The 22,544-nt window shown below is 34.2% G+C and carries 26 protein-coding genes; 8 read left to right on the forward strand and 18 right to left on the reverse strand.

The features are described 5' to 3' along the window. Positions 1-199 precede the first annotated feature (199 nt). Positions 200-961, reverse strand: coding sequence for an exodeoxyribonuclease III (locus AC3ITQ_RS04240; RefSeq protein ID WP_489236949.1), 762 nt, complete (start codon positions 959-961; stop codon positions 200-202). Between the two features lie 121 nt (positions 962-1,082). Here AC3ITQ_RS04240 and AC3ITQ_RS04245 point away from each other — a divergent pair, with 121 nt between their 5' ends. Then, a complete protein-coding gene (locus AC3ITQ_RS04245) occupies positions 1,083-2,885 on the forward strand; it encodes a GNAT family N-acyltransferase (protein WP_375031078.1) in 1,803 nt (600 codons plus the stop codon). 53 nt (positions 2,886-2,938) lie between these two features. On the opposite strand, the gene AC3ITQ_RS04250 is transcribed toward AC3ITQ_RS04245, so the two are convergent. The 3 genes from AC3ITQ_RS04250 to AC3ITQ_RS04260 form a co-directional block, all read right to left on the reverse strand. Then, the gene (locus tag AC3ITQ_RS04250; protein WP_489236950.1) at positions 2,939-3,214 is read right to left on the reverse strand and encodes a TM2 domain-containing protein; all 276 of its coding nucleotides are present in this window, start codon (positions 3,212-3,214) and stop codon (positions 2,939-2,941) included. Between the two features lie 16 nt (positions 3,215-3,230). Then, positions 3,231-3,656: a DUF805 domain-containing protein gene (locus AC3ITQ_RS04255; protein WP_489236951.1), complete on the reverse strand. Its 426-nt coding sequence runs from the start codon at positions 3,654-3,656 to the stop codon at positions 3,231-3,233. A gap of 215 nt (positions 3,657-3,871) precedes the next feature. Beyond that, positions 3,872-4,816: a 2-hydroxyacid dehydrogenase gene (locus tag AC3ITQ_RS04260; RefSeq protein ID WP_489236952.1), complete on the reverse strand. Its 945-nt coding sequence runs from the start codon at positions 4,814-4,816 to the stop codon at positions 3,872-3,874. 252 nt (positions 4,817-5,068) lie between these two features. Here AC3ITQ_RS04260 and nhaA point away from each other — a divergent pair, with 252 nt between their 5' ends. Together nhaA and AC3ITQ_RS04270 are read left to right on the forward strand one after the other, a co-directional pair. Next, complete coding sequence (nhaA, locus tag AC3ITQ_RS04265) at positions 5,069-6,235, forward strand: Na+/H+ antiporter NhaA (protein WP_489236953.1); 1,167 nt, start codon at positions 5,069-5,071, stop codon at positions 6,233-6,235. Between the two features lie 54 nt (positions 6,236-6,289). Continuing rightward, positions 6,290-6,592: an antibiotic biosynthesis monooxygenase family protein gene (locus AC3ITQ_RS04270; protein ID WP_489236954.1), complete on the forward strand. Its 303-nt coding sequence runs from the start codon at positions 6,290-6,292 to the stop codon at positions 6,590-6,592. Positions 6,593-6,822: 230 nt separating this feature from the next. Here the strand turns inward: AC3ITQ_RS04270 and proC are convergent, their stop codons facing one another. The 14 genes from proC to AC3ITQ_RS04340 form a co-directional block, all read right to left on the reverse strand. Next, positions 6,823-7,599, reverse strand: coding sequence for a pyrroline-5-carboxylate reductase (gene proC, locus AC3ITQ_RS04275; RefSeq protein WP_489236955.1), 777 nt, complete (start codon positions 7,597-7,599; stop codon positions 6,823-6,825). A 99-nt stretch (positions 7,600-7,698) separates the two neighbouring features. Further along, a complete protein-coding gene (gene mgtE / locus AC3ITQ_RS04280; RefSeq protein WP_194659177.1) occupies positions 7,699-9,048 on the reverse strand; it encodes a magnesium transporter in 1,350 nt (449 codons plus the stop codon). Then, positions 9,032-9,817 (reverse strand): 16S rRNA (adenine(1518)-N(6)/adenine(1519)-N(6))-dimethyltransferase RsmA, encoded by a 786-nt coding sequence (gene rsmA / locus AC3ITQ_RS04285; RefSeq protein ID WP_194659176.1) that lies wholly within the window; start codon positions 9,815-9,817, stop codon positions 9,032-9,034. Before rsmA ends, mgtE begins: the two co-directional genes overlap by 17 nt. 304 nt (positions 9,818-10,121) lie before the next feature. Next, a complete protein-coding gene (locus AC3ITQ_RS04290) occupies positions 10,122-10,442 on the reverse strand; it encodes a hypothetical protein (RefSeq protein ID WP_489236956.1) in 321 nt (106 codons plus the stop codon). Between the two features lie 56 nt (positions 10,443-10,498). Next, on the reverse strand, positions 10,499-10,810 hold the full coding sequence (locus AC3ITQ_RS04295; protein ID WP_194659175.1) for a DUF4286 family protein: 312 nt from the start codon (positions 10,808-10,810) through the stop codon (positions 10,499-10,501). Positions 10,811-10,886: 76 nt separating this feature from the next. Further along, positions 10,887-12,668 (reverse strand): tetratricopeptide repeat protein, encoded by a 1,782-nt coding sequence (locus tag AC3ITQ_RS04300; RefSeq protein ID WP_489236957.1) that lies wholly within the window; start codon positions 12,666-12,668, stop codon positions 10,887-10,889. 56 nt (positions 12,669-12,724) lie between these two features. Then, complete coding sequence (gene lgt / locus AC3ITQ_RS04305) at positions 12,725-13,558, reverse strand: prolipoprotein diacylglyceryl transferase (RefSeq protein WP_489236958.1); 834 nt, start codon at positions 13,556-13,558, stop codon at positions 12,725-12,727. A 94-nt stretch (positions 13,559-13,652) separates the two neighbouring features. Further along, positions 13,653-14,924, reverse strand: a complete 1,272-nt coding sequence (gene serS, locus AC3ITQ_RS04310) for a serine--tRNA ligase (RefSeq protein WP_489236959.1) — start codon at positions 14,922-14,924, stop codon at positions 13,653-13,655. 285 nt (positions 14,925-15,209) lie between these two features. Beyond that, complete coding sequence (locus AC3ITQ_RS04315; protein WP_489236960.1) at positions 15,210-15,623, reverse strand: lipocalin family protein; 414 nt, start codon at positions 15,621-15,623, stop codon at positions 15,210-15,212. A 196-nt stretch (positions 15,624-15,819) separates the two neighbouring features. Beyond that, positions 15,820-17,364, reverse strand: a complete 1,545-nt coding sequence (locus AC3ITQ_RS04320; protein ID WP_489236961.1) for a patatin-like phospholipase family protein — start codon at positions 17,362-17,364, stop codon at positions 15,820-15,822. Positions 17,365-17,485: 121 nt separating this feature from the next. Further along, the gene (locus tag AC3ITQ_RS04325; protein WP_489236962.1) at positions 17,486-17,845 is read right to left on the reverse strand and encodes a PKD domain-containing protein; all 360 of its coding nucleotides are present in this window, start codon (positions 17,843-17,845) and stop codon (positions 17,486-17,488) included. A gap of 96 nt (positions 17,846-17,941) precedes the next feature. Next, positions 17,942-18,508 carry a hypothetical protein gene (locus AC3ITQ_RS04330; RefSeq protein WP_489236963.1) on the reverse strand — a complete coding sequence of 189 codons (567 nt, stop codon included), beginning with the start codon at positions 18,506-18,508 and terminating at the stop codon, positions 17,942-17,944. A 184-nt stretch (positions 18,509-18,692) separates the two neighbouring features. Further along, a complete protein-coding gene (locus AC3ITQ_RS04335) occupies positions 18,693-19,235 on the reverse strand; it encodes a DMP19 family protein (protein WP_194659168.1) in 543 nt (180 codons plus the stop codon). Between the two features lie 70 nt (positions 19,236-19,305). After that, entirely contained in the window at positions 19,306-19,476 is a 171-nt protein-coding gene (locus tag AC3ITQ_RS04340) for a hypothetical protein (RefSeq protein WP_167547708.1), read from the reverse strand. A 244-nt stretch (positions 19,477-19,720) separates the two neighbouring features. Here AC3ITQ_RS04340 and AC3ITQ_RS04345 point away from each other — a divergent pair, with 244 nt between their 5' ends. The 5 genes from AC3ITQ_RS04345 (at position 19,721) to AC3ITQ_RS04365 (ending at position 22,529) form a co-directional block, all read left to right on the forward strand. Continuing rightward, on the forward strand, positions 19,721-20,233 hold the full coding sequence (locus AC3ITQ_RS04345) for a hypothetical protein (RefSeq protein ID WP_489236964.1): 513 nt from the start codon (positions 19,721-19,723) through the stop codon (positions 20,231-20,233). A gap of 13 nt (positions 20,234-20,246) precedes the next feature. After that, positions 20,247-20,753, forward strand: coding sequence for a hypothetical protein (locus AC3ITQ_RS04350; protein ID WP_489236965.1), 507 nt, complete (start codon positions 20,247-20,249; stop codon positions 20,751-20,753). A 12-nt stretch (positions 20,754-20,765) separates the two neighbouring features. Continuing rightward, positions 20,766-21,155 (forward strand): hypothetical protein, encoded by a 390-nt coding sequence (locus tag AC3ITQ_RS04355; RefSeq protein ID WP_489236966.1) that lies wholly within the window; start codon positions 20,766-20,768, stop codon positions 21,153-21,155. Between the two features lie 301 nt (positions 21,156-21,456). Then, the gene (locus AC3ITQ_RS04360; protein WP_489236967.1) at positions 21,457-21,975 is read left to right on the forward strand and encodes a hypothetical protein; all 519 of its coding nucleotides are present in this window, start codon (positions 21,457-21,459) and stop codon (positions 21,973-21,975) included. After that, positions 21,972-22,529 carry a YdeI/OmpD-associated family protein gene (locus tag AC3ITQ_RS04365; RefSeq protein ID WP_489236968.1) on the forward strand — a complete coding sequence of 186 codons (558 nt, stop codon included), beginning with the start codon at positions 21,972-21,974 and terminating at the stop codon, positions 22,527-22,529. Before AC3ITQ_RS04360 ends, AC3ITQ_RS04365 begins: the two co-directional genes overlap by 4 nt. Positions 22,530-22,544 lie beyond the last annotated feature (15 nt).

The raw sequence follows: 22,544 nt of genomic DNA on the forward strand, positions 1-22,544 counted from the left end.
ACTTTCTGTTTTTATTTGGAGGGTATTAATAAATTCGAAATTTCTTGTTTAACGGAGACCCCTAGCCCTGATGGGAGGGAAAATCCTTTTATGGTGGGGTTCACCATAAAAGATTTGGAAGGACAGCAGGAAATAGCTCCTTGAAATTCCAAAAACTCGCTTTAAACCGCTATTCTTTCAACAAGAACAATACCAAACTTTATTCAATTTCGACTAAAACCGGACAGTGATCTGAGTGAACGGCATCTGGAAGAATTACGGCACGTTTTAATCTGTGCTCCATAGAATCGCTTACCAAATTGTAATCGATACGCCAGCCTTTGTTATTCCCGCGGGCTCCAGCGCGATAACTCCACCAAGAATAATGATGCGGATCTTTGTTGAAATGACGGAAACTATCAATAAAACCAGATTTCATGAAAGCATCGAGCCAGGCGCGTTCTGCAGGTAAGAATCCTGAAACAGTTTTATTACGGACCGGATCATGAATATCAATCGCTTCGTGGCAAATGTTGTAATCCCCGCAAATTATCAGATTCGGAATGGTTACTTTTAATTCGTTAATGTAGTTTTGAAAGTCATCCATAAACATAAATTTATGATCTAATCTTTCAATATTTGTTCCTGACGGAAGGTATAAACTCATTACGGAACAATCGTCAAAATCGGCGCGAAGGTTACGACCTTCAAAATCCATATGGTGGATTCCGGTTCCGAAAACGACATTATTGGGTTTTATTTTAGAAAGTATAGCTACACCGCTATATCCCTTTTTTGTTGCGGGATAATAATATTGAAACGGATAGCCTGCCGCCGTGATATCGTCTACCGGAATTTGCTCCTGAGTCGCTTTTATTTCCTGAAGGCAAATTACATCAGGGTTTGCCTGCTGCAGCCATTCGATAAAACCTTTAGTAATTGCTGCACGAATTCCGTTAACATTATAAGAAATAATTTTCATCAGTGTATTTTTTTTTAGGATTCCAAATGTAATAAAAAAGTGGAAAGTTTGCGTTTGAATCAACGAAAAGTAGAGTTTTTTGTTATCTTTGTTCGCTGCTCTAATAAATTAAAAATAGTACATGGGTTTAGTTACCGCGAAAGAAGTTGCAAAGGCAATAAATGTTGATAAGTACGGAGTTTTCGGTACTTTTTCTGGCTGGATTCTTATGAAGGTTCTTAAGATCTCTACCCTTAATAAAATTTACGATCACAATAAACACTTAGAGGATGTTGCGTTTTTGAACGGTATTTTGGATGAGATGGAGATTAAATTCGAAATTCCTGAAGAAGATTTGAAACGTTTACCTAAAGACGGTGCCTATATTACCATCTCAAATCATCCGCTTGGAGGGATTGATGGTATTTTGCTTTTGAAATTAATGTTGGAAAGAGAACCAAATTTCAAAATCATCGCCAACTTTTTATTACACCGAATTGTTCCGCTTAAAAAATATATCATGCCGGTTAATCCTTTTGAAAATCATAAGGATGCCAAATCGAGCGTGGTGGGAATTAAAGAAACTTTGCGTCATTTAAGCGATGGAAAACCGTTAGGGATTTTTCCTGCCGGGGAAGTTTCCACTTATAAAGATGGAAAATTAGTAGTTGACAAACCTTGGGAAGAAGGCGCTTTGAAGTTAATCAGAAAAGCAAAAGTTCCGGTTGTACCCATTTATTTTCATGCTAAAAACAGCAAATTATTCTACTGGCTTTCTAAAATCGACGATACTTTGCGTACTGCAAAATTGCCGTCTGAATTGTTAACTCAAAAAGATCGTGTCATTAAAGTTCGTATTGGTAAACCGATTTCGGTAAACGAACAAAATGAAATTGAATCGTTTGAAGAGTATTCAGAATTCTTAAGAAAGAAAACCTATATGCTTGCCAATCCTTTTGAAAAGGACAGCAAATTAATTGATACGGCAAGCTTAAAAATACCGAAAGCACCTAAAAAAATCGTAACGCCGGCAAGCGAGTCAAAAATGATTGCCGAAGTAGATGCTTTAAGAAACAGTGATTGTCGTTTATTACAAAGTAAAAACTACGAAGTATTTTTTGCTACGGCGAAATCTGTTCCGAATATTTTACATGAAATTGGTCGTCTACGCGAAATTACTTTCCGTGAAGTTGGCGAAGGGACAAATGAATCTATCGATTTAGATAAATTTGACCAGTATTATCACCACATGTTTTTATGGGATGATGAAACCAAAAAAATTGCAGGTGCCTACCGTATGGGATTGGGTTCTGAAATTTATCCTAAATATGGAATTGAAGGTTTTTATCTGAATGATCTTTTTAGATTCGAGCCAGAATTGCACGATATGATGCATAAATCGATCGAAATGGGTCGTGCTTTTATCATCAAAGATTATCAGCAAAAACCAATGCCTTTATTCTTGTTATGGAAAGGTATTATTCATACTACACTGCGTTATCCTGAACATAAATATTTATTAGGTGGCGTGAGTATCAGTAATCAATTCTCAGACTTCTCTAAATCGTTAATGATTGAGTTTATGAAGTCGAATTACTACGATCCTTATATTGCGCAATATATTCATCCGAAGAAAGCCTATAAAGTAAAACTGAAAGATGCTGATAAAGACTTTATATTTGATGAAGCCGAATCAGACTTAAATAAATTTGATAAAATTATTGACGAGTTAGAACCAGGAAATTTACGTTTGCCTGTTTTAATTAAGAAGTACATCAAGCAAAATGCGCGTGTTGTAGCTTTCAACGTCGATCCTTTATTCAACAATGCAATTGACGGCCTAATGTACATCAGGATTGCCGATATTCCGGAGAGCACAATGAAACCCGTAATTGAAGAATTTCAAATAGAATTAGAGCGTAAATTATCTGAGAAAGAAGATTAATTGCAAATCAATATAAAAAAACCGTTAGTACTTACTAACGGTTTTTTTATATTTTAGAACCAGGGTTTTCTGCCAACCTGATACATTTGATAAAATTCTTCATCCGATTTTGTCAGGTAAATAATCCCTTCGATAAGACCAATTAAAGCACCTACTCCGCACAGACAAGTTAAAAGAATCTGAATAATTCCTTCTTTGGTATATCCTAAATAAAATTTATGAACTCCCAAGTAACCTAATAATATTGCAAAAATTCCTGATACAACTTTTTTATTTTCTTCTCTTGGATTTGATGGTGTATTCCAAGCTTCTGGTTTAGTATTTTCCATTTTTATCTATTTTAAATTATTGTAATTCAACGTTTCCGATTTCATTGATTTCTTCAATTTCATTTTTTGGATCAGTTCCATAATAATTTTCACCAGAATCTCCTTCAGTGAATAACAAAACCAATATCCAAATAGGACCAACTAATGGAATCATAGCAACAAAAATAGTCCAGCCACTTTTACCGATATCATGCATTCTTCGAACTGAAACTGCCAACGATGGAACCATTGTTCCTAATGCATAAAGCATAAGCAAGCCATAACCTAAACCAAGAGCCAAAGGGCCATTATCAGTAGCTGCATATACAACAACTCCTAAAACAACAAACAATAAAAAGATAATTGTACTAGCCAAACGGTAATACCAATATTCGCTTCTTCTTGCTCTACCTTTGAAATTTGCATAGTTCTCAAAAACTACTTTTTTGTACCATTCAATCATAATTAATAAAAATTAGTTAGTTAAATCCTACTCTGTTTAGGATTTTCGGCTGCTCCTGTCCAAAATTTTGTTAAAAATTTTCCGAACAATATTAGAAAAAAATAATCTTAAAAACTAATTCTGAATGTTACTTTTAAAGAAAAGACTTGTTATAAAAAACTAAATTGATTTTAGAGAAAAAACACAACTCTTTAAGTCTTAGCTATATTGCATTATTAAGCATAAACTGCCTTGATTTTGTCTACAATAACCTGCGCCAATCTTTCATGACTTTCAAAAGTCCAGCCTGCAATATGCGGCGTTAACAAAACATTTTTGGCTTGTAGTAAATATTGAAAAGCTTCCGGAGTATTTTTATCCTGAAAAAGTGTTTCAAAAGATAATTTCTCATACTCCAAAACATCCAGACCTGCTCCCAGAATCTTTTTAGACTTCATAGCTTCAACTAAATCTGCTGTAACGATATTTTTACCACGCGAAGTATTAATAATCCAAAATGGCTTCGCAAATGCATTTATAAAGTCCGCATTTACCATTTTATCTGTATCTGGCGTCCATGGAAGATGTAAACTCAAAACATCGGCTTGAGTTTGTAATTCACTTAATGAAACTTGTTTGGCATTTTCATCACCAATGTTTTCTAAAATATCATGAAACAAAACAACAACGTCAAAACCACGAAGTTTTTTGGCAAATGCTTTCCCCATGTTTCCGTACCCAATAATACCGACCGTTTTTCCGTCAAGTTCATGGCCGCGATTACTTTCACGATTCCAATGCCCGGCTCTTATTTCAGCATCAGCCTGATTCAAATTATTGAAAAGTGATAAAATTACACCCAAAGAATGTTCTGCAACAGCGTTGCGATTACCTTCCGGAGCGGCAATTAGGTGTATGTTTCTTGTTTCAGCATAATCACAATCGATACTTTCTAAACCCGCGCCAACTCTGGCAATAAACTGTAAATTGACAGCCTTATCTATAAAAGTTTTATCAATTTTAAAGCGGCTTCTGATTACGATTCCATTATAATCCTGAATTTTTGCTTCAATTTCTTCTTTCGAAGATTTGAAATCGGCATGGTTTTCAAAACCGGCGTCTTCAAGTTGCTGCCAAAGGATTGGATTGTTGCTGTCGATATGTAGAATTTTCGTGCTCATAACTAATATTTTTATACTAAAGAAAAACAAAAATACAGCTTATTATTTATTACTAAATATTAGAAAGTTTCAAGTTTCAGGTTTCAGGCTCAAAACTTTGTCAATTAATCTGTTGTGAGATCAATTGACACCAAACTTTAAGCCCATAGTCGTTCCAGAATTTTTTATTGCCTATATTTTTTTTAACTTTGAAATAACAACGCTGAGAATTCTATCCGATATTCATCTTCAAATCAGCAAAAATTCTCACAAATGATATTGACCAAAACTTTTAAAACTTTTTTTGAAAACGAAAAATCCGGAGGGCTGTTATTGCTTTTCGTTACTATTATTTCGCTTTATCTTGCTAATTCACCCTTTCAGACTGAATATATAGCTTTTTGGGAAAAAGATTTAGGCGGACATTCGATCACACATTGGATTAATGACGGATTAATGACGATTTTCTTTTTGTTAATTGGTTTAGAATTAGAACGTGAAATTTACCACGGAGAATTATCAAGTATAAAGAATGCTTCTTTACCTTTAATGGCTGCTTTAGGCGGAATGCTGGTCCCTGCCGGAATATTTTTAGCCTTAAATTTTGGAACGGCCACACAAAACGGAGCGGGAATTCCGATGGCGACAGACATTGCCTTTGCGATTGGAATTTTGTCATTGTTAGGAAATAAAGTTCCTGCTTCGTTAAAAGTGTTTCTAACTGCACTTGCAGTTATTGACGATTTAGGCGCCATTATTGTTATTGCTATATTTTATACCACTTCAATCTCCTTTATAAACCTTAGCATTGCATTATCTATTTGGGTATTCTTGTTTATTTTAAACAGAAAGAAAGTCAATAATATTATTCCGTATTTAGTTGGTGGTGTTTTTATGTGGTATTTTATGTTGAATTCTGGTGTCCATGCAACCATTACAGGTGTGATTCTGGCATTTGTCATTCCGTTTGGAGATGGTGGAGAAAAATCAGTTTCTTATAAACTACAACATTTTTTACATCAACCCGTTGCGTTCCTCATTTTGCCATTATTTGCTATTGCTAATACTTGTATTGCCATAGAATCGGACTGGCATGAAGGATTAAATCATCCTAATACATTTGGGATTGTTTTAGGATTGGTAGTCGGAAAACCTTTAGGGATTCTGCTTTTTTCTTTTTTGGGAGTAACTGCCGGACTTTGTGCTCTGCCGAAGAAGTTAAAATGGCCACATATTTTAGGCGCTGGAATGTTAGGCGGAATTGGTTTTACTATGTCGATTTTCATTACCATTTTGGCTTTCAAAGATCCCGAAACCATTGTTTTTTCTAAAATTGCTATTTTGATTGCTTCTGTACTTTCGGGAATTTTCGGATTTGTTTATTTGAAGTATGTTTTAAAGAAAAATCCCAAAAAAGGAACTGCTACGCCTGTTCGCTAACGCTCGGGTCCAAATTCCAACATCGCATGATAACTAACTTTAAAACTTATTATTATGATCGCAAGAATATGGCACGGAAAAACAAAGGTTGAAGATTATGATGTTTACACTGAGTTTTTACAAAAGACTGCTATTCCTGATTATTCAAAAACAGTTGGTTTTATAAAATTATCCTTTTTAAGAAACATCAAAAACAACGAGGGTCATTTTACTTTGATCACGTATTGGGAGAATCTCGAAGTCATTAAAAATTTTGCCGGAGAAGATTTTGAAAAAGCAAAGTATTATTCTGAAGATGATTATTTTCTTTTAGAATTTGAAGAGAAGGTGGAGCATTTTGAGGTTTTTTCATCCTGAAATTCCAAATTAAAAAAATCCAAATTCCAATTATTCGCAAACTGGTCATCCTGACAGAGGAAGGATCACACACGTGACTCGCCAAAGATTGAAGATTTTGATTGCGGAGCTACTTGTACGATTTCTCCTTCGTCGAAATGACAAAAAACCGACTATTTCTTAAAACAAAAATTCCAAACCCAACAAAAATTGGAATTTGGAATTTTCTATATTGGAATTTCTTTAAAAATCTAACCTTTGATTTGTTTCAACGAAGTTTTAATCCCCTTAATCAAAGACGAACTAAACCCATTATGTTCCATTTCATTCAGACCAACGATTGTACATCCCTGAGGCGTCGTTACACGGTCGATTAATTGTTCCGGATGTACTTTTTCCTCTAATAACATTTTTGCAGCTCCTTTTACGGTTTGTGCTGCAATTGCTAAAGCTGTCTGTGAATCAAAACCAATTTCGATTCCGGCTTGCATTGAGGCACGTATATATCTTAAGGCATAAGCTGTTCCGCATGCTCCAAGAACTGTTGCTGCATCCATTAATTTTTCATCGATAATCGGAGCAGTTCCCAAATCTTGGAACAAATCTACAATTGGCATCGCTTCTTCACGATCTGTTTCAGGAAAAGAAATACAAGTTGCCGATTCTCCAAACTGCGCTGCGATATTCGGCATAATTCTAATTACCGGAAATTCATTATTTGTTTTGGATTGAAGCATATCCAAAGACAAACCGCTTACTGCAGAAGCAATCGTTTTTCCTTTAATTACGGGTAAGATTTCAGCAAAAACAGTATCAACCTGATACGGTTTTATGGTTAAAATCACTACATCAGCTTCCTGAATATTGTGTTTATTATCGTTAGAAACCGTGATTCCGTATTCAGCTAAATACTGAATACTGGCTGTGTTTCTTCTTGTTACTGTAACCTGGTTGTTTTTGGAGAATTTGGCAATTCCCAAGGCAATAGAAACCCCAAGATTCCCTCCCCCAATTATATGTACTTTCATTGCTTGTGTATTGGCTGGTTAATAGCATATTTAGTTTCGCAAATTACGCAGATTTTAAGGATCTTAAATCACTGTAAGCTACTATTTTGTGGCAAAAATCTAAAATCCAAGAATCAATTTGGCTACTCCAAAGTAGAGCATAATTCCAAAAACGTCATTGGTTGTCGTGATAAACGGACCTGTCGCAATAGCGGGATCAATTTTATTTTTATGAAGAAAAAGTGGTACCAAAGTTCCCAAAGTCGCAGCGAATAAAATCACTACTATCATCGAAATTGAAATGGCAAATCCTACTAAATATTGCTGATACATAATAGAATGATATCCTAATAAAAGCAATGAAATAATAGTTCCGGAAATCATCGATACGGTAATTTCTTTAGTAAAATAACCACGACTAAATTCTTTTAAAGTTCCGTTTGCTAAACCCTGAACAACGATTGCTGATGCCTGAACCCCTATATTTCCGGCAGTCGCCGAAAGCAATGGCACAAAAATGATTAAGGTAGAATGGATTTTGAACACATCCTCGTTTCCTTTCAAAACAAAGGAAGCCACAATTTCGATTACCATTCCAATTAAAAGCCATGGCAAACGTGCTTTGGTTAACTCCAAAACACTATCATTTGATTCAACGTCCTGTGTAATACCCGCCGCTAACTGGTAATCTTTATCAGCTTCGTCCTTGATTACATCTACGATATCATCAATAGTAATTCTTCCCACCAAACGACCCAATTCATCCACAACCGGAATGGCCTCTAAATCGTATTTTTGCATGATACGTGCTACCTCAACATCTTCGGTATCTACGTTTACAAAATTTAATTTTCTAATATAAATATCACCAATCTGAGTTTTGGTTGAAGTCGTCAATAAATCTTTTAATGACAATCTGCCTTTTAATCGGTTTTCATCATCAACAACATAAATCGAATGTACTCTGGAAACGTTTTCTGCCTGAATACGCATTTCTTTCACGCAAGTCAGTACATTCCAATTTTCATTGACTTTTACTAACTCTTTCCCCATCAAACCACCGGCAGAATTTTCGTCGTAACGCAATAATTCGACAATATCCTTTGCGTGCTCAACGTCATTTAATTCTGAGATTACCTCCGCTTTGATTTCCTGCGAAAGTTCCCCGATAATATCGGCCGCATCATTGGTTTCAAGCTCATCAAGCTCTTCTGCAATCTCTTTAGGTGAAAGTCGGCTTAAGATGTTTTCACGCAAATCGTCCTCTAGTTCAAGAAGAATTTCTGCTGTTTTATCACTATCTAAAACCCTGAAAATATAAGTTGCTTCGTCAAAATCGAGCTCATCCAGGATTTCGGCAATATCTGCGTGGTGCAAATCGTTTAATAAAACTTCAAGTTCCTTGTCGTTTTTATTAACAATGTGCTCTTCTAATTGGTGGATTAAATCTTTGCTAACTTTGAACTCCATCGGCTTCTATTTTTTGAGTCAGTTCAATAAATTCTTCTACACTAAGTTGCTCAGGACGTTTATCAAAGATAGTGTCTAATCGCAAATCATCAGTTAAATTTAATGTTTTCAAACTGTTACGTAATGTTTTTCGTCTTTGCTGAAAAGCAGTTTTCACCACAGTAAAGAACAACTTTTCACCACATGGAAGACTATAATCTTCCTTTCGGGTCATTTTCATCACACCCGATTTCACCTTGGGCGGAGGAATAAAAACATTTTCGTCAACAGTAAACAAGTACTCAGTAATATAGAAAGCCTGGGCTAATACGGATAAGATTCCGTAAGCCTTTGAGCCTTTTTTCTCGCAGATTCGCTCTGCAACTTCTTTTTGAAACATTCCGGAAAACTCCGGAATCTGATCTCTGAACTCTAACGTCCTAAAAACAATCTGGGTTGAGATATTATATGGGAAGTTACCAATTATAGCGAATTGTTTGTCTTTGTAAACCTCATTGATATTGTATTTCAGAAAATCCTGAGAGATAATCTGATCTTTTAATTTCGGATAATTTTCACCCAAATACGTCACAGATTCGGTATCGATTTCGATTACGTGCGTATTAATTGGTTTGTCAAGCAAATACTTAGTCAACACACCCATTCCTGGTCCTATTTCCAGAACCTCATCGTATCCTTCTAAACTCAAAGTATCAGCAATTGCTTTGGCGATACTTTCGTCTTTTAAGAAGTGTTGTCCTAAATGTTTTTTGGCTTTTACTTTTTCCATTTTATCTTTTTGTTTTGCCTTGCCACGAAGGCGCTAAGACGCAAAGCCTTTATTTTTTATTTTTCTTTGCCACGAAGGCTCAAAGCTACAAAGTTCTACTTTTTAGTATTCCGATCAATTACAATCTGGAAATTATCTTTGTTTTTATCTATTTTATTCTTCACAGGAAATTTACTTATTCGCTCACTTAAACGCAAAAAAACTATAAATCCTTTCAACTTTCGACAACTTCAAAAAGTCCTCCTGTCGTTGTCTATTACTTTCTTCTTTTGTTTGAAATCGAATTTCCATGGTGACATAAAATTTAGATGAAAGGTATTTTGTTCCTTTTGGTCACTGTTTCAACTGTATTTTTACTCCAAACCAATAATCCCTTTTTTCCTATTTTTACTAGCCTCTCTTCATCCACGTTATTTTCAACTGCCCATTGAATCCATTTCTTTACTGAAAAACCCCAGTAAATCCAGCCTAAAACAACACCAATTAACATTGCAATTTTAAAATGCACATCAAAATACATACTCAAACCAAATCCAATTATAAGAATAATTAAAATTACAGGTAAATTAACTGTAAGCTGTCCTCTTAAAGACACATCGTAATCAGATAGTTTTTTATGATTCATAAATTTAATGCCTTGCTTTATTTGTTAACTGAAAACTGAGACTGAAAACTCAAAAATTAATGTTCCGAAATAACTTCTAATTCGGTTCTGAAAGAAAGCATTTTGTCTGCGAATAATTCTAAAGCTTCTCTGTCAAATTTCGGCTGTTCTTCCAAATAATACTCCTCTAATGTTTCCTTACTATCTGTTGTATATTGAACTGAATACGTAATTCCGCCCATTTCTTCTTCAATTAAAACCCTCACAATTCTTGCAGACGAAAATTTTTCTGTTGCCAGAATTTCAGGTATGTGTTTTTCCTGCATCCATTTTAACCATTGGTCATGAACGCTCTCGTGTATATTTGTGGTAACGTTGTAAATTATCATTTTTCTTGATTTTAGATTTTAGATTTTAGATTTTAGATTCCAATAAAAATCTAAAATCTGAAACCTACAATCTGAATTATAAATTCTTGTCTCCTCTCAACTCGCGGTATTTTTTTCTCGCATCAACAAAGTAAATACTATCCTGATGGTTAAAAATTACCTTTTCATACAAAGGTTTTGCCTTTTCTGTATCTTTTAATTCGTCGTTGTAAATTTCTGCCGAAAAAAACAGCGCTTCATCTACATAAATTCCGTCACTATGATGGTCAATGATCTGCTGGTATTGGCTTAAAGCCGAAGTAAAATCCTTCTGACTTTCATAAATTTTACCTAAACGCAACATTGTTACAGCTTCGATTTCCTGTCCTTTATAGGTTTTCAGGATGCTTTGAAACTGCGTAATTGCTTCTGTTTTTTTATTCTGATAAAGTAGAAAATCACCTTTTGCAAATTGTTTCAATGCCGTTTGTGTCGAATCGGCAACGGTGTTGTCATTTATCAATAAAAAATATTCCAGCGCATCATTTGCTATCAACTGCGTGTTGGCCGACTTCAATTCTTTGAACTGTTTTAAAGCCCATTCAAAATCGGTTTTATAATAACTTGTTTTCGCCGCCTTTAAACTCGCTTCATGCGACATCACATCATTCTTTAAATCCAATTGAATCTGCGAATAATAAATTAATGCCTGATTGAATTTTTCCTGCAAGAGCAAAATATCGCCCAACTCCATCTTAGCATCGGCTTCCTGATAATCATTCAAATTGAGTTCTAAAGCTCTTTTGACAATTGCGATACCTTCTTCTGGTTTTTTTAAATTAAAAGCTTTAAAATGCGCCTGAATTAATTGCAAAGATAAGGTAAAAGGAGTTATTTCATAGGTTGTAAGCAATTGTTGTAACTCAGCATCAATTATTGGATAATCTTTTTCCTGTGCTTTATCAATTTTAATTTGCATTAAATAGGAATTGGTCTGCACCAGTAAATCTAAATCTTTGGTATTAAGAAGAATAAAGTTCAGGATTTCAGCCGCCGTCTCCGTGTCATCCTCATTCAGTGCAAACTGACTCAAATTGACAATGCTCGAAAGTGACTCCGGTTCGCGCTTGTAAATGGCTTTTTCCTGAATAAAAGCTTTGCCGAATTCCTTCTGCTGTACATAAAACCAACTTAAATAGTGATTCCAGAATACATCCTGATCTTTTTGCGTTTTCAGAATTAAAGCTTTTCGCATGGCATCTTTAAAAGCAGTATTATCTGTTTCGCCGTTCATGAAACGGGATAATTGTGTCTGAATCAAATTGGCATTCTGCGGATTTTGATACGATTCTGTCAACAAAAGATCAATCATTTGATCCGTTTTGCCCAACTGTCCGTACAACATTCCGATTTGAAAATTAAAATTGTAATTCGGCTGAACCTGCATTGCCGTTTGATAGGCTTTTAAAGCATATTCCAACAATACTTTTTTCTCAAAAGAATTTCCAATTCCATAAACATCATTAGCATTCGTTTTGATTTTCTCTATAGCCTGATCGTAGTAATTTTTGGCTTTTGAATCGTTTTTCTGAAGTTGGAAATTATACCCCAGTTCCACTAAAAAAACACCTTGTTTGTATCTATTGTAACGCTCCTGAATCATTTTTTCAGCCAAAGAAAATTGCTGCAATTGCTGATAACAGTCAACCGTTCTTAAAAAATATTGCGTATTGGAGGGTGCGCTGTTTAAAAGCTCTTCGTAACTGATCTTCGCTTTTTCGAAATCGCCTTTATCATAGTAATATTGCGCCAGCTGTTCATTTTGAGAAAATGCAAAACCGGACCACAACAAAACGATATAGATAAAGATGTTTTTCATATTTCAGTTTTTTTAAGTTGTAGTTTGTGCGCAGTTTAAAACTGAACTCAAAAATATCAAATTTCAGTGTATTCTTTTCTTTCTTTAGATTTCCAAATAACCAAAGTTAAGCCAATTAAAATAAAAGGGATACTTAAAATTTGTCCCATATTGATCAGCATGTTATTCTCAAAACTCTCTTGATTTTCTTTAAAAAATTCAATTAAAAATCGCGCTAAAAATAGCAGTGCCAGAAAAGTTCCAAATAATAAACCGTTTGCTTGTTTTATTTTTTCTGCTTTATACATCCAAAATAAAAGGGCAAAAATCAGTAAGTATGAAAACGCTTCATATAATTGTGTTGGATGCCTCGGAATCAAATCGTCTCTTTGAAAAACAACTCCCCAATTTCCATTTGTAGGTTTTCCGTAGATCTCAGAATTCATAAAATTACCAAGTCTGATAAAAGCCGCTGTCACGGGAACCCCAATTGCCATTCTGTCCAACAGTCCTAAAAAATTCACTTTATATTTTTTACAATATAAAACAATAGCAATTAAAACACCGATTGTACCGCCATGACTGGCTAAACCCTGGAAACCAACAAACTTATAAACCCCGGCAATCTTCTGAATGGGCAAAAGTATTTCTATTGGATGTTTAAAAAAATACTCAGGTTCATAAAACAAACAATGTCCTAATCGCGCTCCTAAAATCGTACCGACGATTACATAAACCAATAAACTATCCAGATTATCTAAGGGCAGCTGCTCTTTTTTATAAATATTTCTGACAATATAATATCCAAGTAAAAGTCCGGAAGCAAAAAGGGCACCATAATATTTCAAAGGAAAACTATCTGTTATCATAACAATAACCGGATCCACATTCCAATTTAAAATTCCGTCCATCTCTTGGTATTTTTTTATTAAAGTTCCTATTTAAAACTGAGAAAACCTAACAAGTTTTAAAAACCTGTTAGGTCTAGTCTTAAGAACTATAAACTTAATTTATAATATCAAATCCGCAGTATGGGCGTAAAACTTCTGGAATTACGATTCCTTCCGGCGTTTGGTAATTTTCTAAAATTCCGGCTAAAACTCTTGGCAAAGCCAATGAACTTCCGTTAAGCGTGTGCGCCAATTGGTTTTTTCCGTCTTTGTCTTTGAAACGTAATTTCAAGCGATTGGCCTGGAAAGTTTCAAAGTTAGAAACTGAACTAATTTCTAACCAACGATCCTGCGCTGTAGAAAACACTTCAAAATCGTAAGTCAAAGCTGATGTAAAGCCCATATCACCTCCGCATAAGCGTAAAACTCTATACGGCAATTTCAATTCTTTCAAAATATCTTTTACATGCTCGACCATTCCGTCCAATGCTGCATAAGAGTTATCCGGATGTTCGATACGCACAATTTCTACTTTATCAAATTGGTGCAAACGGTTTAATCCACGAACGTGCGCTCCGTAAGAACCTGCTTCACGACGGAAACATGGCGTATAAGCAGTGTTTAAAACCGGCAATTCACTTTCGTTTAAAATAACATCACGGTATAAATTCGTAACCGGAACCTCAGCAGTTGGAATCAAATATAAATCATCAATTGTTGAATGATACATTTGTCCTTCTTTGTCTGGCAATTGTCCTGTTCCGTAACCTGAAGCTTCGTTTACCAAATGCGGCACCTGCACTTCATTGTATCCTGCAGCTGTATTTTTATCTAAGAAATAATTGATTAAGGCACGTTGCAAACGAGCACCTTTTCCTTTGTAAACCGGAAAACCTGCACCTGTAATCTTTACACCCAATTCAAAATCGATGATATCGTATTTCTTTACCAATTCCCAGTGAGGTTGTGCACCTTCGTGTAAAACCGGAATATCACCTTCCTCGAAAACATTTAAATTGTCGTCCGGAGTTTTTCCTTCAGGAACAATATCTGCCGGAAGGTTTGGCAAAGTGTATAATTTATTGGTCAATTCGGCTGCCAAAGCTTCAGCTTTTTCACCTAATTCTTTACTTTTTTCTTTTAAGGAAACTGTTTTTTCTTTTAAGATTGCAGCTTTAGATTTCTCTCCTGCTTTCATCAATTCCCCTATATCTTTGGATAATTTATTAGATTCAGCTAAAGTGTTGTCTAATTCAACTTGTGTTGCGCGACGATTTTCGTCTAATTGCACCACCTCTTCAACAACGCTTTTAGCATCGATATTTCGTTTTGCTAAAGCCTTGATTACTTTCTCCTGATTCTCTCTAATAAATGCGATTTGTAACATAGCTTTGTGTTTATAACTAGTATTTTTATATAAAGGAAGCAAATTTAAGGAAATGTTTGCTAAGAATACGACAAAGTTTAGCCTAAAAAGTTATTCCACAGAGATACGCAAAAATTACACAGAGGGACACAAAGTCTTTTTTACAAATCTTTGCGAAACTCCGTGTAATTTTTGCGTATCTCTGTGAAACACCTAATAAAACAAAAAAAAAACGGAAACAGCCCCCAAGCTGTTTCCGTTAGCTAAATCTTCTATAAAGAGATTTAGCAAAATGGGATAAATAATTTATCTTGTATAAACCGTTATAATACCAGCTGCATCTTTCACTTTTAATTCTTTAAGTGTTAGATTTACGATATCCTGAGTTTTAGTTACACCATTAATAACTGTAGTTAAATTATTGTGTGATCTGGAATAAATTCCTGATTGAACTGTTAATGCACAAGCAGTTGTATTGTAATCTCCAATATGTGCTGTATTATCTAATTTTAGTTCCAAATAATCTTTGTTACATCCACTTTGATTCTCTGGCGCATCAATTAATTGTTCGGTTCCGCCAACAACAGTTCCTGTTTTGCTAAGATCCCATTTTCCTTCTAATGGAATTAGTGTTTCCCCCTCATTATCATCATTGCTGCAAGATGTTGAAAATAATCCAATACTAAGTATTAAGGCGAGTAATAAGCTTCTAGTTTTCATGTTTGATTTCTTTAAAATTAATAATGCTAAATTAATTTTAAAGCATTCCCGATGTGTTACACAAATTCATCGATGATTTACATAATTTCTAGAAATTCGTAAGTTATTTCATAAAGTTACGCAAAAATAATATACGATACCACAACATGGGGACAAAATATTTAAGTATTTTCTTAATGAATCTATCTAAATCGTTTTACTTGCGCTCCACTAATAATTCCTTAAGCTGGTTTGCTTTTAAGTAGCTTGCCAGTCGTCCCGAAAGTAATAAGACCTCTCTCTCCTCGGGAGCAATTCGTAATTTGGTTTGAACATGCGAGGCAAATTCATATAAGATAAGAATTTCACTGGCTGTTAATTCATCGAATTTCTCACGGCTCAAAGTAGCCAGAATCACTTCGCCGTCTTTGTCTTTTGTAAAACTGAGTTCCCCAAACTGATCAATTAATTCTTTTTTGAAGTTGGTATAAAATCTAAGCCAGGTTGAATAATCATCATCTGAGTTTTTTAACTCGGTTACCAAGTCTTCATACTTCTGATCTTTCTCCATCTTTAATAAGTAATCCCGAAGCGTTGTAAAACCAATAACCTGATAATTCGAAACCGGAATTTTATAACGGTCCATTAAATTTTCGACATCTCTGTCAAAAGTGATGTAGCGGGTTTGAACTGTGTATAGCGATGCGGTTTCAAAAAGCGAAATCAGCTTAATTTTTTGATCGCTGATATAAGGTTCCTTTTTTCCTTGCCCTAAACAATCAATGAAAAGAGCCCGTTTGTTTTTATTATCTACTTTAGAATCGTTATTAAGTAATTCCACCAGGGTTTTATATCCCATATTATCCGATGCACCGCCATCAATAATACATAATATTTTATCGTGATTTTTTACACCAAATTTCACTTTTGGCAAAACACCCGGAAAAGCAGAACTCGCTGTAATAGCATAGGTAACCGGAAAATTAAAACCATCATTTACTTCATTATGATTTAATGGAATTGAAGCTTTATTTGGTGCTAAAGAAGAATTCAAATTTAAACCATGAATAATGTGAGGCATAAACGGAATACGCTCTCCGTTGTTATATGCTGTTCCGTTAGCTACCATCATGGGTAAACTCGGCGTGTTTTTACTTTCCTTTGGAACAAAAAAATCAGACATCAACATTTGGGTTGAAAACTTATTTGGGTTATCAGGATTCGTATTGTCGTATTGCAGAATCTCCGAATCCAATCGCTGTGCCATCGAAATTTTATCACCTTTTTCGTTTCGGCTATTGTTTAAAAGAGACAAAATCGTTGCCGATTTATCTACATAATCTTTAAAGGCATCGGCTTTCGAGAAATAAAACTCATTAAAGGTACAATTGTCGTGATTGAGTCTGTTTTTTAGAATCGTCAAATAATATCCTGCCGAATAACAGCCTCCGGAAACGGTTGAGAAATAATCAATTTCATTTAAGAAGTTACGTTGCTGGTTGTTTTCCTGAATTTCCTCTAATCCCAAAAGAACGCCCATACTAAAAAACTGCGCCCTCGAACCACCACCCGAAATGGCAATTCCTAAAGCAATATTGGGATTTTGAAATCTGGTATTACGCTCCTGAACCGATTTGTAGTCATTTAAAGAAACAGCCGGAATAGAACTATAATTAATCTCCGAGAAAAGATTGATTTTATTTTGAGAAAAGCCTGTTTCAACAAGAAGAAAAAGCAATATCTGCACGTATTTATATCTCATTTTGAATCTATTTTAAATAACTAAAATCATTACAAGCAAAATTAAGGACCGGCAGAAAATTACTTATCAAAAACTGAACCCATTAAATGCAAAGCTTACATTTTAATGGGTTCAGAATAGTTTAATTTACAGTAACACTTTTTACAGGAGAGGATGTACAAGTACCTTTTCCTTCCTGAACAGTGATCTCTGCTTTTACTGAATAAGTTCCTGCAGCACTATACGTATGAGAAACCGTTACTCCTTCTACAGACGGCGTTCCGTCACCAAATGTCCATTTTACGGATTTTAATGTTTTATCTCCCGTATATTCAACTGAAAAATTGATCTTTTTAGGATCTGTAGCATCGGCTGTATGTTTCACTTTTTCATAGATTGATTCAGCAACACAGTCAATTCCTTTTTCTATATCATCTTTCCCGCAAGAGAGATTTAAAGTTAATAATGCAACAAAACACAAAATTGTAGCCGTTTTTTTCATGACTTTAGTTTTTAGGTATTTTTTAAAAATGTATTCATACAAATATAAATAATATTATACTTACATTTTTAAATTATTATCATCAAAAAGTCATTTTTACTCAATATTAAACAATCTTAAGATATAGGACAGCTCATAAACGATAAAAAGTATTACTAAAACGGTATGAAAAGTTTTATTATGAACTTTTATTGCCACTAAACAAAGTGCAACGTGTGTTGCAATCCTAACATAATATTCGGTTTGATTGTATAAAAAGTAATTCCCGCCTTTGATAGCTGTATCAATAATATCGGCAATAAAACTAATGGCCAGAATGGCGAAAAACCAGTTTTTACGGGAATAAAAATAATCTTCATAACCCGTATAATCCACAAGATCGTCCGGATACAAAATCGCGCAGAGCAGGTAATAAATCAGAATATAACAGATAATGAAGAAGTAATCTATAAAATACCATTCGGTTATCAACTTGAGATTAAACTCCCACCACCAGAAATGAATAATCAGCAAAAAAACATAAAACACCCAAAGCGAGTGTACAAAATAGATTTTCTTCCGTCCCGGATGCTGAATAAAAAGTACCGATCCTTTAATAAGATGTGTTAAACTCAACCCGAGAATAATCCCGATAATTGATTTGATGTGCGTTAGTTCTTCCATAAAATACTATTTCATAAAGAACTAAAATTAAGCATTTTACCACAGAGTTACACAAAGAATTTTCACAGAGTTACACAAAGAAAATTAAACTTTACGGCTTTACCAGATTAAATAAAAACTTTGTGAATCTCTGTGAAACCTTTGCGATACTCTGTGGTAAAACCTTTTTGCGGTTTAAAAAACCTTAAGCTCTCTTAATCTCATGCCCAACATATTCCTCCAAAGTAGCAAACATATCATCTACCGAAAGCACTTCGAAATCAGGGTGGTTTTTCAGGAAATTAGCATTTAGCGTCACTAAGTTTTCTTCCAATTCATAAAAAGTATCATTGTTCAAAGAATCACGAACCGGGTTTACCCCTTCGAATTTACCGCTTACAAATTTATTCAGCTTAACGCTGCTCATTAATTTGACTTTCTTGCTCTGTTGTTGAAATAATTCCAGGTGTTTTTCAGCACCAAGTAAAGTCAGACCTTCTTCGATCAATTCGTTTAGTTCTTTATTCCAACCTGATTTATAAACAAACTGCGCAAAATTCCCTTCGGCATATTGCGACCAGTAATAATCCAGATAATAACTCATCAAAGCATCTGGGTGAATAAATTCGTCATCGACACCTTCTTCGCGCATTAAATTGATAACCGAAATATTAGAATGAATAACATCATGAAGATTTTCACTATTCATTGCCGTTTCAGAAACTATTATTCTACCGAATTCCTCCATTTAATTTTTGTTTTGAGATTGATTTGCAAATTTCAGTTAAATAAAAACAGAAAAGAAATACAATCTGAATTTATATGCCCTCAGCTCCGTCCGTATTATTTTTTTCGTTCATTTTTGCCACTAAAGCTTTCAAACGCAAGGCGCGTTCTCTCTTTTCTTCCTGAAGTTTGGCTTTCTTCCGATTGAGCAATTTGGTATGTAAAGCCTTGTTTTTCGTATTCTTTTCAGGTCCTTTTGCCATGATTTCTATGGTTTAGTACTTTGTTCTGCAAATTTCGGTGAAATAATGATACGATTGGGAATATTTTTTTTGGCGTTCCCTCCGGTCGGGCTATTCGCTTCAAGTCCTCGCACTTCCTTCGTCAGGCTGTGGGCTTTCCGCTGCTATCCCTAACGCTCACGGTTTCATTAGAAGATTTAGTTTTGTGAGATTATTTTGTACTATTAAAATGAGTATTTTAGCTTTAGTAAATCCTTAGATAGTTATGATCAAAAAATACTTTTTATGTGCGATGATGATAATCATTATGTTAAGTTATCAAAAAAGTATCGCACAAACATCTCCGAAAATTGATGAAATTGAATTTACCTATATAAATAGTCGCAGAATTCCTTATAATGAGGTAAAAATCAATATTTCAAGAATGTCTACAACTAATCGCGCAATAATATTTATTGAAAGCAGGCCTGGGGATTATGACCCTCAATGGAACTATAGCAAAATAAGAAAATCTATAACTATTGATCTTAAAACTTTTAATAAACTTGTTAATCAAGCAGTATCTCTGGATCGAATAAATATTGGGAAAGCTTTTTTAGATGGGAAAGACGGAAGCACTTGGGAAATAAAATTCGGCTCAAAAGGAAAAAATAAAAGCTACCGATTTTGGTCACCTAACTACAACATAAAGGAAAGAGGGTTATCAAATTTTGTAACTCTTTGCGAAAAAATAATAGATATTTCAGAATTAAAAAAAGAAGAAATTCTTGAAAATTAACCACATTACAATCATGAAATTAACTCTTCATCTTTTACTTCTAACAGTATTATTAAGTTGCCAATCATCAAAGAAGAATCATGATTTTACCTTTTTCAAATGGAATATTCATCAATCTTATTATTTAAAATTCAATTCATCTGACACACTTTATTTCATCAATACTTATCCATTAGAAGAACAAACTTCTTTTACTATTTTAAACGAAGAAGAAAAAGAGAAAATCCAAAGCACTTTAGATACTATATCTTTTCCAAAAGAAAAAGAGTTTACTAGTTTAGTTGATGACGGAGAAACTTTTGCTTTTGAATTAAAAAACGAAAAACAATCAAAACAACTTAAAATCCATGGCCACAAAGGCCCAAATCAATTTTGGCTATTTGGAAAATCATTAGAAGCAATAAAAAATCAGCACAATTTTATTAAAATCAATAAAAAATTTGATTTAAATGAATTTAATAAAATGATTCTTTCTCCTGCTCCCAAAGGATGGACTTGCGATTCTTGTCCGCAATCTTAAAATACAAAAAACATGAAAACAGTAATATTATTCCTATTTTTCACAACTCTGAATCTTTCAGCTCAAATTTCAGATCCTCATAAAGAATTGACAAACGTAGTATGGAAAATGGTAAACAATCATGATTGGTTTAAATCCAATTCATTAACCTTTAAAAGAAGTGTACCCCCCGAAGCTTTCTCTATGGCCGTAAAAATTATACTTCATGAAGATGGTAAAATTGAAACCATGCATATGGAACCAACCGCAAATGATGCTGGTTTTCAAGAAAGAAAACAAGTTGGAAACTGGACTTTAGAAGACTCTGTATTAACCACATCTTTAGCAATTAAAGGAAATCTAACTAAATTTAAAATTGCAGAAATAAATAAAGAAAAATTAGTTTTGCTTATTATAAAGTAATTTTTTGCTTATGGCCAACCTCTCAAAAAACCTAACTCTATTCTACGTCTCAGGAATTCTTTCCATTATAGTAGGAATAATTTATGCGATACTACTAATAAACGGCAACTCCGCAGAAGACGGCTTAATGGGAATTTACATTCTGTTTTGCCTGATTCCCGTTTTGTTAGTTATATTGATCGATCGGTTTTTAGTCCGAAAGTTTGGCAATCAAAAAGTGAATAAAGTGCAATTCTCTTTTATGGGATTTATCATATTTTTATGGATTATTAGAGCGATTGCGAATTTGTAATTATTTTAAATGATGAGAAAAGGAGTTTTATTAGTTGCGATCGTATTTACTCTCTTCGGATGCAAAAAAGAAGAAGTGAATAAATTTCCATTTGATAGTTTAATTGTTTCATCTGCCGGTTTACATCACGACAACTCATTTAAATTTACTAGTAGTGATACTGTATTTCTTCAACGGAGATTTCCTGGACCTACTGAAAATTTTTATGCTCTAATTCAAAATGATGAAAAAATTAAATTGAATAAATACCTTCAAAGTTTAAACTTTAAAAAGTTTAAGTCTGAATATTCGCAAGAACATTTATGTGATGGCGGAACATATTTGATAGATGTTTTAAATAATGGAAAAAGTAAGTCAATTTTAATATACGGCGGTATTGCTCCTAAAGAACTTTACAATTTCGTGGATTCAGTAGGCACTTTTAAAAAGAATTTAATTTTTTTACCAACAAAACAAATAATTGACTTTGGAGACTTAGGTTCAATTTTGCCACCCCCACCTCCAATAAAACAAACTGAACAAAAATGACCCCAACCTTCTTCGCAACCCAGGAAAAATTCAGAGCATGGTTAGAAAAGCACTACGAAACTGAAACCGAACTTATCGTTGGTTTCTATAGAGTGAGCACCAAAAAACCATGTATGACCTGGTCAGAATCTGTAGATCAGGCGCTTTGTTTTGGCTGGATTGATGGCGTTCGTAAGTCAATTGACGAAGAAAGTTATACGATTCGGTTTACGCCGAGAAAGAAATCTAGTATCTGGAGTGTAATCAATATTAAAAAAGTCGAAGTTCTCACAAAAGCCGGGTTGATGAAAGAAGCCGGAATAAAAGCTTTCGAATTAAAATCTGACGAAAGATCTAAAATTTACTCACATGAAAATGAAGCGTATATTCTCGACCCTGAGTTCGAAAAGCAATTTAAAGCCAATAAAATAGCGTGGGAATATTTCAACAATCAGGCGCCATCGTACAAAAAAGTAATAATTCACGTAATTATGAGCGCCAAACAAGAAAAAACCAGACTTTCAAGATTGGAGAAAGCAATAAAATTTAGCGAAGAGCAGAAACGAATGTTATAGAGAATTAAAAAACAA

It is taken from the genome of Flavobacterium sp. KH_001, from assembly GCF_057840745.1.